Here is a 13,593-nt window from a genome sequence, read left to right as displayed (position 1 = left end):
CTGTGCGGCAGCCGCCGGGCATGAGTGAGGCCCGCCCCCCGAAGGGGACGGGCCTCACTCACAGCTCTACAGCTACTGCAGCCGATGAGCGGCTGGGGTCAGAGCGTCAGCTCTGGCCGCCGGCCAGCTTCTCGCGCAGGGCAGCCAGGGCCTCGTCCGACGCCAGGGCGCCGGAGTTGTCCGCGGACTCCGAGGAGTACGAGCCGCCACCGCTGCCGCCGGAGGCAGCCGGGGCAGCGCCGGCCGGGGCGGCAGCACCCTCGGCAGCGGCAGCCTCGTCGGCCTCGCGGGACTTGATGACCTGGGCCTGGTGCTGCTCGAAGCGCTGCTGCGCCTCGGCGTACTGGGTCTCCCAGACCTCGCGCTGCGCCTCGAAGCCCTCGAGCCAGTCGTTGGTCTCGGGGTCGAAGCCCTCGGGGTAGATGTAGTTGCCCTGGTCGTCGTAGGACGCGGCCATGCCGTACAGGGTCGGGTCGAACTCGACCGAAGCCGGGTCGCCACCGAAGGCCTCGTTGGCCTGCTTCAGCGAGAGGCTGATGCGACGGCGCTCGAGGTCGATGTCGATGACCTTGACGAAGATCTCGTCGTTGACCTGGACGACCTGCTCCGGGATCTCCACGTGGCGCTCGGCCAGCTCGGAGATGTGGACCAGACCCTCGATGCCCTCGTCGACGCGGACGAACGCGCCGAAGGGAACGAGCTTGGTGACCTTACCGGGAACGACCTGCCCGATCTGGTGCGTACGGGCGAACTGCTGCCACGGGTCTTCCTGCGTCGCCTTGAGCGACAGCGAGACGCGCTCGCGGTCCATGTCGACGTCGAGGACCTCGACGGTGACTTCCTGACCGACCTCGACGACCTCGGAGGGGTGGTCGATGTGCTTCCAGGACAGCTCGGAGACGTGCACGAGACCGTCGACGCCACCCAGGTCCACGAAGGCACCGAAGTTGACGATCGAGGAGACGACGCCGGAACGGACCTGACCCTTCTGCAGGGTCGTGAGGAACGTCTGGCGGACCTCGGACTGGGTCTGCTCGAGCCAGGCGCGGCGGGACAGGACCACGTTGTTGCGGTTCTTGTCCAGCTCGATGATCTTGGCCTCGAGCTCCTTGCCCACGTAGGGCTGGAGGTCGCGGACACGACGCATCTCGACGAGCGACGCCGGGAGGAAGCCACGGAGGCCGATGTCGAGGATGAGACCACCCTTGACGACCTCGATGACGGTACCGGTGACGATGCCGTCTTCTTCCTTGATCTTCTCGATGGTGCCCCAGGCACGCTCGTACTGAGCGCGCTTCTTCGAGAGGATCAGGCGGCCTTCCTTGTCCTCCTTCTGGAGAACCAGGGCCTCGATCTCGTCGCCGACCTTGACGACCTCGTTCGGGTCGACGTCGTGCTTGATCGAGAGCTCGCGGCTCGGGATGACACCTTCGGTCTTGTAACCGATGTCGAGGAGGACCTCGTCGCGGTCAACCTTGACGATGACACCGTCAACGATGTCGCCGTCGTTGAAGTACTTGATCGTCTCGTCGATCGCCGCGAGGAACGCGTCCGCGTCGCCGATGTCGTTGACCGCAACCTGCGGAGTGGTGGCGGTGGTCTCGGTGCTGCTCGTCATGTGGGAAAGGGCTCCGGTACGGACAGTGAGTCGTAGGTACTGCTACGCCGTAAGCCCGTATCGCCTCTGCAGAAGCCGGACAGCCTGGAGAGCACCCCACCTGACCGGAAAGGCGCCTCGACAACCGAGGGGACATGCAACAGACGCGAGCGCAGCCTGCTAGGTCTGAAGCGCGCAGGCTCGCGGCGCAACTTGTAGCATACGGGGGCAGCCGGACAGGGTCAATGCGCGAAGGCGCACACCCGGGGCACAACACCCCAATCCCGGCACAACTCACGTTCACCGAGGCCACATCGGTCTCAGCGGTGTGTCGCGCGCACACGGCCGTACTCACCCGTACGGGCCGAGGAGCACCCGCACGAGGCGGGTGAAGGCAAACTACAACGACAGGCACGATGAGCCAAGAGACCTACGACTCCGAACCCGAAGCGACCCGGCGTGAAGCCGGTGAGGCGGAGAGCAGCCGGGCGAACCGCGGCTGGTGGGACCGGAACGCCGACGAGTACCAGAGCGACCACGGGACGTTCCTCGGGGACGACCGCTTCGTCTGGGGCCCCGAGGGGCTGGACGAGGCCGAGGCGGCCCTGCTGGGCCCCGCGGACGCCCTGAAGGACATGGACGTCCTGGAGATCGGGGCGGGCGCCGCCCAGTGCTCGCGCTGGCTCGCCGCCCGGGGCGCCCGGCCGGTGGCCCTGGACCTCTCCCACCGCCAGCTCCAGCACGCCCTGCGCATCGGCGGCGGCGTCCCCCTGGTGGAGGCGGACGCCGGCCGGCTCCCGTTCCGGGACGGCTCCTTCGACCTGGCCTGCTCCGCCTACGGAGCGGTGCCCTTCGTCGCCGACCCCGTCCAGGTGTTCCGCGAGGTGCGCCGCGTGCTGCGGCCGGGGGGCCGCTGGGTGTTCTCGGTGACGCACCCGATCCGCTGGGCGTTTCCCGACGAACCGGGGCCGGAGGGCCTGTCCGTCTCCGCCTCCTACTTCGACCGTGTGCCGTACGTGGAGCAGGACGAACGCGGCGACGCGGTGTACGTGGAACACCACAGGACGCTGGGCGACCGGGTCCGGGACGTGGTGGCGGGCGGGTTCCGGCTGGTCGACCTCGTGGAACCGGAATGGCCGGCCTGGAACGACCAGGAGTGGGGCGGCTGGTCCCCGCTGCGCGGCAACCTGATCCCCGGCACGGCGATCTTCGTCTGCGAGCGGGACGGCCGGGACGGCGCGTAGGCACCGCCCCGTCCGCGGCGACGGGGCGGCGTACGAGACTGGGTGCGTGATCCGTACCGACGCCCTGGACCAGTTGCCCGTACGCACCGCTGTGCCCGCCCTGGAGCGGGCCCTCGACGAGCGGGGCGCCGCGGTGCTCTGCGCACCGCCCGGGACGGGGAAGACGACGCTCGTCCCCCTGGTGCTCGCCGGGCTGACCGGGGGCGGCCCTGCCCGCCGGGTGCTGGTCGCCGAGCCCCGCCGGATCGCGGCCCGGGCCGCGGCGAGGCGGATGGCGTGGCTGCTCGGCGAGCGGACCGGCGGGCGGGTCGGTTTCACCGTGCGCGGTGAGCGGGTGGTGGGACCGGACACGGTGGTGGAGGTCGTGACCACCGGGGTGCTGCTCCAGCGCCTGCAGCGCGACCAGGAACTGGCCGGGGTCGACGTGGTGATCGTCGACGAGTGCCACGAGCGTCATCTGGACGCGGACACGGCCGCCGCGTTCCTGCTCGACGTGCGGGAAACGATCAGGCCGGACCTGCGTCTGGTCGCGGCCTCGGCGACGACGGACGCCGAAGGCTGGGCGCGCCTGCTCGGCGACGCGCCCGTGGTGGAGGCGCACGGCGTGTCGCATCCGGTCGAGGTGGTGTGGGCGCCGCCCGCCGGGACCGTCAGGCCGCCGCACGGGATGCGGGTGGACCCGGCCCTGCTGACGCACGTGGCCTCGGTGGTGCGCCGGGCGCTCGCCGAGCGGGACGGCGACGTCCTGTGCTTCCTGCCCGGTGTCGGCGAGATCGGCCGGGTCGCCGGACAGCTCGCCGGTGTGGACGCCGAGGTGCTCCAGGTGCACGGGCGCGCCCCGGCCGCCGTGCAGGACGCGGTGCTCTCCGGTGCGTCCGGCGGACGCCGGGTGGTCCTGGCGACCTCCGTCGCGGAGTCCTCCCTCACGGTGCCGGGTGTGCGGGTCGTCGTGGACTCGGGGCTCGCCCGGGAACCGCGTACCGACCACGCCCGGGGGCTGAGCGCGCTGACGACCGTGCGGGCGTCGCGGGCGTCGGGCCGCCAGCGGGCGGGCCGCGCGGGGCGCGAGGCCCCGGGTGCCGTGTACCGCTGCTGGGAGCAGGCCGAGGACGGGCGCCTCGCCGCGTTCCCCTCCCCCGAGATCAAGGTGGCCGACCTCGCGGCATTCGCGCTGCAGGCGGCGTGCTGGGGCGATCCGGACGCCTCCGGGCTCGCGCTCCTGGACCCGCCTCCGGCCGGGGCCCTGGGCGCGGCACACGAGGTGCTGGCCGCGGTCGGCGCGGTGGACGCGACGGGACGGGCGACGGACCGGGGCGTCCGGATGTCCAGGATCGGCCTGCACCCCAGGCTGGCCCGGGCCCTCCTGGACGGCGCGGACGAGGTGGGCGGGCGCCGGGCCGCGGAGGTGGTGGCGCTGTTGAGCGAGGAGCCGCCGCGGGAGTACGGCGACGACCTGGCGCACGCGTTGCGCACGGCGCGGCGAGGCGGCGACGGCTACGCCGCTCGCTGGCGGCAGGAGGTCAGACGGCTCTCGGGGTCCCTCGGCTCCTCGGGGGCCGGGGACGGCGGTCCGGACGACGTGGCCGTGGGCCTGGTGGCGGCGCTGGCGTTCCCCGAGCGCGTGGCGCGGGCCCGGGGCGAGGGGGCGTTCCTGATGGCGTCGGGTACGGGCGCGCAGCTGGGGGACGGCTCACGGCTGCGCAGCGCCGGGTGGCTGGCGGTCGCGGTCGCCGACCGGCCGGCCCATGCCGCGTCCGCCCGGGTTCGGCTGGCCGCCGTCGTCGACGAGGCGACCGCGCGGCTGGCCGCGGGGCACCTGCTGTTCTCCGGCGAGGAGGTCCGCTGGGCGGACGGCGACGTGGTGGCGCGCTCGGTGGAACGCCTCGGGGCGGTGGAACTGTCCGTGCGGGCGCTGCGCGCTCCGGCCCCCGAGCTGGTGCGCGGGGCGCTGCTGGAGGGGCTGCGGCGTGAGGGGCCGGGGCTGTTGCGGTGGACGAGGGACGCCGGGCAGCTGCGGGAGCGGCTCGCGTTCCTGCACCGGGTGCTGGGGCAGCCGTGGCCCGATGTGTCGGACGGCGCGCTGCTGGCGCGGGCCGACGAGTGGCTGGAGCCCGAGCTGTCGCGGGCCGGGCGCCGCGCGGACCTGGCGCGGATCGACGCCGGACAGGCCGTGCGGCGTCTGCTGCCGTGGGCGACGGGCGACGCGGCCCGGCTCGACGAGCTGGCCCCGGAGCGGATCGAGGTGCCGAGCGGGTCCCGGGTACGGGTGGATTACGCCGGCGAGCAGCCCGTGCTCGCGGTGAAGCTCCAGGAGCTCTTCGGGCTGGGCGAGACCCCCCGGGTGGCCGGGGTGCCCGTGCTGGTGCACCTGTTGTCCCCCGCCGGCCGCCCGGCGGCGGTGACGGCGGACCTGGCGTCCTTCTGGCGGGAGGGGTACCGGGACGTACGGGCGGAGCTGCGCGGCCGCTACCCGAAGCACCCGTGGCCCGAGGACCCCACGACGACGGAGGCGACCCGCTTCACCTCGGCACGGCTGCGCCGGGACTGAGGAACGCGGAGCGGCCTACCGGAGTCCACGACGTAAGGCCGGAGCGCTCCCCGGCCTCGCCGGAGCGCACCGCGCGAACCGCCGGAGCGCACCGCGAACCGCCGGCGCGCACCACGCACCGCCGGACGCGCCACCGGTGGCAGGGCCGCGCCCGTTCCGGTCGCCCCGCCGGGCCGGGGTGCTTCCCGGCCCCGGCACGGTTCAGGCCGCCGGGGCGGCCTCGACCTTCAGCTCGACGGTCACCGTGGCGCCGCTCGCGGTGGTGAGCCGCAGGGTGTAGGTGCCCTCGGTGTCGTCGGCGTAGATCTTCGGGAGTTCCAGGGCCCCGTCGGCGCCGGTCGTCAGGTCCAGGGTGCGCACGGGGTTGCCGTCCGCGTCCTTGAAGTACGGACCCTTGTCGTTCTCGGCGGGCGTCTCCGCGTCGGTGATCATCGTGGCGGTGACCGCGGTGTCCGCGACCGCCGTGCCCTTGTACGTGGTCCTGACCTCGACGCGGTCGGCGAACTCGGCGCCGGGGGCGGCCGTCAGGGTCTTGTCGCCGGTGAGGGCGATGGTGTCCGCGACGCGGGCGGTGACCGTCGCGGTCCAGGACAGGGCGCGCGGCTCGGTGGTCCCGGCGACCGCGGTCACCTTGAAGGGGCCCGTCTTCTCACCTGCCGTCAGGACGGGTGCGGTGACGGTGCCGTCGGCTCCGGTGGTCAGGGTCACGGTGCTCTTCCCGCCGGTGAAGCGGGCGTCCGTGCCGCCGACGAGGGCGAAGGTGACCGAGGTCCTGGCGAGCGGCTTGCCGAGCTTGTTCTTCGCCCTGACCGTGACGCGCTCGCCGAACGCCTCGCCCGCCGTGGCGGTGAGGGTTCCGGTGCCCGCGTCGACGAGGCTGCCGAACGTCTCGGACGGGGTGGGCGTCGGCGGCTTCGTCGTGGGCGGTGTCGTCGTGGGCGGAGTCGTGGGGGTGGGGCTCTGGGACGTACCGCCGCCGGGCGTCGACGGGCTCGGGGTGGGGCTCGGGGACGTACCACCGCCGGGGGTGGGGGTCGTGGGAGTGGGGGACGGGGATGTGATGCTGCCGCCGGTGTCCGCCGGGAGGACTCCCGTGCCGTCCGGGACCTCGTGGGTGCCGCGCTTGTAGTAATCGAACCAGGAGCGCACCGTGCGCAGGTACTCCGTCGAGTGGTTGTAGCTCAGCACCGCCCGGTCGAGGTCCGCGGCGACCGAGAGGTCGCGGGTCCCGGCACAGAGGTAGCGGCCCGCCGCGAGTGCGGCGTCGTGGATGTTGTTGGGGTCCTTGCGCCCGTCGCCGTTGCCGTCCTGGCCCCAGGTGGCCCAGGTGGACGGGATGAACTGCATGGGGCCGACCGCGCGGTCGTGGGTCGAGTCGCCGTCGTAGGCACCGCCGTCGGTGTCCTTGATCAGCGCGAAGCCCTGGCCGTTGAGGGCCGGGCCGAGGATCGGGGAGAGGGTGGTGCCGTTCGCGTCGACCTTGCCGCCGCGGGCCTGTCCCGACTCGACCTTGCCGATCGCGGCGAGCAGCTGCCACGGCAGACGGCACGCGGCGTCGGTGCCCGCGAGCTCCTGTTCCGCCTTCTTGTACGCGGCCAGGACCGAGGCGGGTATGCCCGCTTCGGCACTGCCGGTCACCGGCAGGTTCACGGACGTGCCCGGCTTGTTGGGCGTGTTCAGTGGCGGAAGGTCCGTGTGGTAGGGCGAGTTGCCCGTGGCCGCGCTGTCGCCGGACGGCGTCGCACCGGCCGCGGTCTGGTCACCCGCGGCGCTGTCGGACTGGGGTGCCGCAGGAGCCTGGGAGGCGGAGAGAGCCGCCACGGCGGCCGCGGCCACCGCGGTGGTGGTGGCCCCCCTGCGCAGTCTGCGGCCGAATTGCGCTGCCATACGTGTCGGTCCCTCCCCGTCGACGGCTGCCCGCGCTCCCCAGCGCGAGGACTCAGGCGACCCTACGGCAACTCCCGCCGCCCGAACACTGGTCCGTGACCGCTTCTTACCGTTTTCTCAGCTTCCCTGCCGTCAAGTCACCGGTGTGCTCCGAGGGGGTGACACGGGCTCACGCATACTTGCCGCCATGCCGTTCACGCTCAGCCACGCCGCAGCCGTACTCCCGGGAATCCGCAGGTCCGGACGGGGTCGTGGGCCTCTCGTCGCCTCCGCCCTGGTCGCCGGCTCGTTCGCGCCCGACATGACGTACTACGCGGACACGGCCGTCCCCGGGGCGATGGAGTTCGGCGAGGTGACACATTCCGTGTGGGGAGTGTTCACCGTCGACGTCCTCGTCACCGGCGCCGTGGTGGCAGTGTGGCTGATGCTGCGCGAACCGCTCGTCGCGCTGCTGCCCCGGGCGGCGCGGGGGCGCGTGCACACCTTCCTGCGGGGAAGGCCCCGGCAGCCCGGCCGCCCGGTCCTCACCGAGGTCGCGTGGTTCGTCCTGTCCGCGGTCATCGGCTCGGGCACCCACGTCGTGTGGGACGCCTTCACACACCACGACCGGTGGGGCACCGAGCTGATCCCCGCCCTGAACGGGAGCATCGGCGGCCACCCGGTGTTCCAGGTCGTGCAGTACGGCAGTTCGGCCGTGGCACTGACGGTCCTGGCCTGGTTCACGTACACGGGCCTGCGGCGCGTCGGACCCGTCCCCTCACCCGCGTCCGTGCCGGTGCTGACCCGGCGCGAACGAGGGTGGGCCCGCACGCTCCTCGCACTGTGCGTCCTGCTGGGAACCGCCCACCGGTGCGCACGCTGGTACGCCCACTTCGGGCACGTCGACACACCCCTCGACATCATCCCGACGGCCTGCTTCGGCGCGGGTGCGGGCCTGGCCGCCGGCCTCGTGCTGTACGGGGCGTGGATGCGGCTGCGGCGGCCGACCGGGCCCCCGCCGCAGGAGGGTCCGCGCCCGGGCACCGCGGGGGCCCGCCCGGCGGGCCGCGACGCCGGCTGAGGCCGTCGCGGCACCGGGGCCCGGCCCTGCTAGTGCGCGGCCGTCTCCCAGTCCGTACCGACACCGACCGACACGTCCAGCGGCGCACGAAGTTCGACCGCCGTGGACATCTCCCGGCGCAGGATCTCCTCGACCTGCTCCCGCTCGCCCTTCGCGATCTCCAGGACGATTTCGTCGTGCACCTGGAGCAGCATCCGTGACGTCAGCTCCGCCTCCGTCAGCGCCCGGTCCACATGGAGCATCGCGACCTTCACGATGTCGGCCGCGGTCCCCTGGATCGGGGCGTTCAGCGCCATCCGCTCGGCGGCCTCGCGGCGCTGACGGTTGTCACTGTTCAGGTCCGGGAGGTAGCGGCGGCGGCCGAGGATCGTCTCCGTGTACCCGGTGGCCCTGGCCTCCTCCACGACGCGGTGCAGATAGTCGCGCACCCCGCCGAACCGCAGGAAGTAGGTGTCCATCAGCCCACGCGCCTCGCCGGCCTCGATGTTCAGCTGCTGGGACAGACCGAACGCGGAGAGCCCGTAGGCCAGGCCGTACGACATCGCCTTGATCTTGCGGCGCATCTCCGCGTCGACGGCCGACTTCTCGACGCCGAAGACCTGCGAGGCGACCGTCGTGTGCAGATCCTCCCCGGAGGTGAACGCCTCGATCAGACCGGCGTCCTCGGAGAGGTGCGCCATCACCCGCAGCTCGATCTGGCTGTAGTCGGCCGTCATCAGCGTCTCGAAGCCCTCACCGACGACGAACCCGCGGCGGATCGCGCGCCCCTCGTCCGTACGGACGGGGATGTTCTGCAGGTTGGGTTCGGTGGAGGAGAGCCGGCCCGTCGCCGCGACCGTCTGGTTGAACGTGGTGTGGATACGGCCGTCCGCGGCGATCGTCTTGATCAGGCCCTCGACGGTGACCCTCAGCTTCGCCTGCTCCCGGTGGCGCAGCATGATCACCGGCAGCTCGTGCTCGGTCTGCGCGGCCAGCCAGGCCAACGCGTCCGCGTCGGTCGTGTATCCCGTCTTGGTCTTCTTCGTCTTCGGCAGGGCCAGCTCGCCGAAGAGGACCTCCTGGAGCTGCTTGGGCGAGCCGAGGTTGAACTCACGGCCCACCGCGGCGTGCGCCTCCTTCACCGCCTGCTGCACCGCACCGGCGAACTGCTGCTCCATGCCCTCCAGATGGGCCCGGTCGGCGGCGATGCCGTGCCGCTCCAGCCGGGCCAGCATGATCGACGTCGGCAGCTCCATGTCGTACAGCAGCTCGGTGGCACCGACCTCCTTCAGACGCGCCGTGAACGCGTCCCCCAGGTCCAGCACCGCGCGGGCCTGCGCCATGAGGGCGTCGGCCTCCGCACGGTCGTCCGCGCCGAAGGCCAGCTGCCCGCCGGACGCGGGCGCCGGCGCCAGCTCCCGTCCGAGGTATTCCACGGCCAGCGCGTCCAGGGCGAAGGAGCGGCGGCCCGGCTTCACCAGATAGGCGGCGAGCGCCGTGTCCATGGTGATGCCCTCCAGCCGCCAGCCCTGCTCGGGGAAGACCCGCAGGGCGTTCTTGGCGTTGTGCAGGACCTTGGGCTGCCCCGGGTCCGCGAGCCACGCGGCCAGTGCCTGCTCGTCGGCCTCACCGAGCTCCGCCGGGTCCAGCCAGGCGGCGGCCCCGTCGGCGGCGGCGAGCGCGATCTCCGTGACCGTGCCGGAGCCCAGGGACCACGTGTCGACGCTCATCACACCGAGCGGCTGCCCGCCACGGGCCTCCAGCCACGGGGCGACCTCACCCGACCCCAGCACGACCCCGTCCAGCTCGATGCCGGCCGCCGGCTCCGGCGGGCCCGCGTCCTCCGCGCCCGGGTCGACCGCGAGCAGCCGCTCACGCAGGCTCGGATTACGGATCTCCAGGACGTCCAGCACACCCGTGACCGCCGTGCGGTCGTACGGGGCGCGCTCCAGCTCCGCCGGCACCTTCGGCAGCTCCACGTCACGGACCATCTCGGTCAGCACGCGGTTCATCTTCACCGCGTCCAGGTGGTCCCGGAAATTCTGGCCGGCCTTGCCCTTCACCTCGTCGGCGCGCTCGACCAGCTCCGCGAACGAACCGAACTGGTTGATCCACTTCGCCGCCGTCTTCTCACCCACACCGGGGATACCGGGAAGGTTGTCCGACGGGTCGCCGCGCAGCGCCGCGAAGTCCGGATACTGGCCGGGCGTGAGCCCGTACTTCTCCTGGACCTTCTCCGGGGTGAAGCGCGTCAGCTCAGAGACACCCTTCGTCGGGTAGAGCACCGTCACGTTGTCCGTGATCAGCTGGAACGAGTCCCGGTCACCCGTGACGATCAGCACCTCGAAGCCCGCCGCCTCGGCCTGCGTGGCCAGCGTCGCGATCACGTCGTCCGCCTCGAAACCGTCCACGGCGAACCGGTCGGCGTGCATCGCGTCCAGCAGCTCGCCGATGAGCTCGACCTGCCCCTTGAACTCGTCGGGGGTCTTGGAACGGTTCGCCTTGTACTCCGGGAACTCCTGCGCACGCCACGTCTTGCGGGACACGTCGAACGCGACGGCGAAATGCGTGGGCGCCTCGTCGCGCAGCGTGTTCGCCAGCATCGACATGAAGCCGTACACGGCATTCGTCGGCTGCCCCGTCGCCGTCGTGAAGTTCTCCGCGGGCAGGGCGAAGAACGCCCGGTACGCCAGGGAGTGCCCGTCCATCAGGAGCAGGCGCGGTCGGTTGTCTGCCGTGTTCTTCGATGCCGTCTCAGCCACGCCCCCGATCCTGCCACGGACCACTGACATTCCGGACCGGCCACCACCCGGGCCCCTCCACCCGCCACGCACCGGCCACCCCCTTCCCCCGCGGCGACCCGCCACGCGTGCATGACAGGATCGAAAGACAGTGAAGGCGTAGAAGACGTGACAGGGCGCGCGAGGACGTGAGCGCGCCCCCTCAAGCGCTCGAAGGGGAGCACCATGGCAACCAAGCCCCCGACCGGAGACCCGGTCCAGGACGCGCCGCAGATCGACCCGGTCCAGCACGCCGCCGCCGGACTGCCCGCAGTCGCCCACACCCTGCGCATCGCCCAGCAGCAGATGGGCGTCCGCCGCACCGCGCAGACCCTCCTCAAGGTCAACCAGAAGGACGGCTTCGACTGCCCCGGCTGCGCCTGGCCCGAGGGCGACAAACGCCACACGGCCGAGTTCTGCGAGAACGGCGCCAAGGCCGTCGCCGAGGAGGCGACCCTGCGCCGCGTCACCCCCGACTTCTTCGCCGCGCACACCGTCGCCGACCTCGGCACCCGCAGCGGTTACTGGCTCGGCCAGCAGGGACGTATCACCCAGCCCGTGTACCTGCCCGAGGGAGCCGACCGCTACGAGGCCGTGACCTGGGAACGCGCCTTCGAGATCATCGCCGAGGAACTGACCGCGCTCTCCTCCCCCGACGAGGCGCTCTTCTACACCTCGGGCCGCACCAGCAACGAAACGGCGTTCCTCCTCCAGCTCCTCGCCCGTGAGTTCGGCACCAACAACCTGCCCGACTGCTCCAACATGTGCCACGAGTCGTCCGGCTCCGCCCTCACCGAGACCATAGGGATCGGCAAGGGCAGCGTCAGCCTCGAAGACCTCCACCAGGCCGACCTGATCATCGTCGCCGGACAGAACCCCGGCACCAACCACCCCCGGATGCTCTCGGCCCTCGAACAGGCCAAGACCGCCGGGGCGAAGATCATCTCGGTGAACCCGCTGCCCGAAGCCGGCCTCGAACGGTTCAAGAACCCCCAGACGGCCCGCGGCATGCTCAAGGGCGCCGCCCTCACCGACCTCTTCCTCCAGATCCGCATCGGCGGCGACCAGGCGCTCTTCCGCCTCCTCAACAAAATGATCATCGAGGCCGACGGCGCGGTCGACACCGACTTCGTCACCGAACACACCCACGGCTACGAGGAGTTCGCCGAGGCCGCCCGAGCAGCCGACTGGGAGGAGACCCTCACCGCCACCGGCCTCGACCGCGCCACCATCGAGCAGGCGCTCGCCATGATCCTCACCTCGGAACGCACCATCGTCTGCTGGGCCATGGGCCTCACCCAGCACAAGCACTCCGTGCCGACCATCCGCGAAGTCGTCAACCTCCTCCTCCTGCGCGGCAACATCGGCAGGCCCGGCGCCGGCGTCTGCCCCGTACGCGGCCACTCCAACGTCCAGGGCGACCGCACCATGGGCATCTTCGAACGGCCCTCCACGGCCTTCCTCGACGCCCTCGACCAGGAATTCGGCATCACCTCGCCCCGGCACCACGGCTACGACGTCGTACGGTCCATCCAGGCACTCCGCGACGGCGACGCCAAGGTCTTCTTCGCCATGGGCGGCAACTTCGTCGGCGCCACCCCCGACACCGCCGTCACCGAGGCCGCCATGCGCAAGGCACGCCTCACCGTCCACGTCTCGACCAAACTCAACCGCTCGCACGCCGTCACCGGCACCCGCGCCCTGATCCTGCCCACGCTCGGCCGCACCGACAAGGACGTGACCGCCGGCGGGAAGCAGTTCGTCACCGTCGAGGACTCCATGGGCATGGTCCACGCCTCACGCGGCAACCTCACCCCCGCGAGCCCCCACCTGCTCTCCGAACCCGCGATCGTCGCCCGCCTCGCCCGCGCCGTCCTCGGCCCCGCCTCCACCACCCCGTGGGAGGACTTCGAGAAGGACTACGGCACGATCCGCGACCGCATCTCCCGCGTCGTCCCCGGCTTCGAGGACTTCAACGCCCGCGTCGCCCGGCCCGGCGGATTCACCCTCCCCCACGGCCCCCGCGACGAACGCCGCTTCCCCACCGCCACCGGCAAGGCCAACTTCACCGCCGCACCGGTCGAGTACCCCGAACTCCCCGAAGGCCGGCTCCTCCTCCAGACCCTGCGCTCCCACGACCAGTACAACACCACGATCTACGGCCTCGACGACCGCTACCGCGGCATCAAGGGCGGCCGCCGCATCGTCATGGTCAACCCCCAGGACGCCCAGGCCCTCGGACTCGCCGACGGCTCCTACACCGACCTCGTGAGCGAGTGGAAGGACGGCGTCGAACGCCGCGCCCCCGGCTTCCGCGTCGTCCACTACCCCACCGCACGGGGCTGCGCCGCGGCGTACTACCCCGAGACCAACGTGCTCGTCCCCCTGGACGCCACCGCGGACACCAGCAACACCCCGGCCAGCAAATCGGTCGTCGTCCGGTTCGAGACGCCCTGAGCCACACATCCCTAAGCGGACGCTCAGCCGTCTGATAAGAA

The 13,593-nt window shown here is 72.0% G+C and carries 7 protein-coding genes; 4 read left to right on the top strand and 3 right to left on the bottom strand.

What is annotated here, in order from left to right:
* Positions 1–106: 106 nt before the first annotated feature.
* Positions 107–1,618: a 30S ribosomal protein S1 gene (gene rpsA, locus P8A20_RS27785; protein ID WP_014156844.1), complete on the bottom strand. Its 1,512-nt coding sequence runs from the start codon at positions 1,616–1,618 to the stop codon at positions 107–109.
* A 395-nt stretch (positions 1,619–2,013) separates the two neighbouring features.
* On the opposite strand from rpsA, the gene P8A20_RS27780 reads away from it, so the two are divergent.
* Positions 2,014–2,841, top strand: coding sequence for a class I SAM-dependent methyltransferase (locus tag P8A20_RS27780; RefSeq protein WP_147962916.1), 828 nt, complete (start codon positions 2,014–2,016; stop codon positions 2,839–2,841).
* A 46-nt stretch (positions 2,842–2,887) separates the two neighbouring features.
* Positions 2,888–5,389 carry an ATP-dependent helicase HrpB gene (gene hrpB / locus P8A20_RS27775; RefSeq protein ID WP_306104436.1) on the top strand — a complete coding sequence of 834 codons (2,502 nt, stop codon included), beginning with the start codon at positions 2,888–2,890 and terminating at the stop codon, positions 5,387–5,389.
* A gap of 201 nt (positions 5,390–5,590) precedes the next feature.
* On the opposite strand, the gene P8A20_RS27770 is transcribed toward hrpB, so the two are convergent.
* Positions 5,591–7,276 (bottom strand): lytic transglycosylase domain-containing protein, encoded by a 1,686-nt coding sequence (locus P8A20_RS27770; protein WP_306104435.1) that lies wholly within the window; start codon positions 7,274–7,276, stop codon positions 5,591–5,593.
* A 187-nt stretch (positions 7,277–7,463) separates the two neighbouring features.
* On the opposite strand from P8A20_RS27770, the gene P8A20_RS27765 reads away from it, so the two are divergent.
* Positions 7,464–8,336 (top strand): DUF4184 family protein, encoded by an 873-nt coding sequence (locus tag P8A20_RS27765; protein WP_147962917.1) that lies wholly within the window; start codon positions 7,464–7,466, stop codon positions 8,334–8,336.
* Positions 8,337–8,365: 29 nt separating this feature from the next.
* Here P8A20_RS27765 and polA read toward each other — a convergent pair whose 3' ends face one another.
* The gene (gene polA / locus P8A20_RS27760) at positions 8,366–11,077 is read right to left on the bottom strand and encodes a DNA polymerase I (RefSeq protein ID WP_306104434.1); all 2,712 of its coding nucleotides are present in this window, start codon (positions 11,075–11,077) and stop codon (positions 8,366–8,368) included.
* A 204-nt stretch (positions 11,078–11,281) separates the two neighbouring features.
* Between polA and P8A20_RS27755 the strand changes: the two genes are divergently transcribed.
* Positions 11,282–13,552 carry an FdhF/YdeP family oxidoreductase gene (locus P8A20_RS27755; protein ID WP_306104433.1) on the top strand — a complete coding sequence of 757 codons (2,271 nt, stop codon included), beginning with the start codon at positions 11,282–11,284 and terminating at the stop codon, positions 13,550–13,552.
* Positions 13,553–13,593 lie beyond the last annotated feature (41 nt).

The organism is Streptomyces sp. Alt3 (assembly GCF_030719215.1).
Classification (GTDB): domain Bacteria; phylum Actinomycetota; class Actinomycetes; order Streptomycetales; family Streptomycetaceae; genus Streptomyces; species Streptomyces glycanivorans.
Note: the sequence above shows the minus strand (reverse complement) of the source record. Positions and strands in the feature narration are given on the sequence as shown.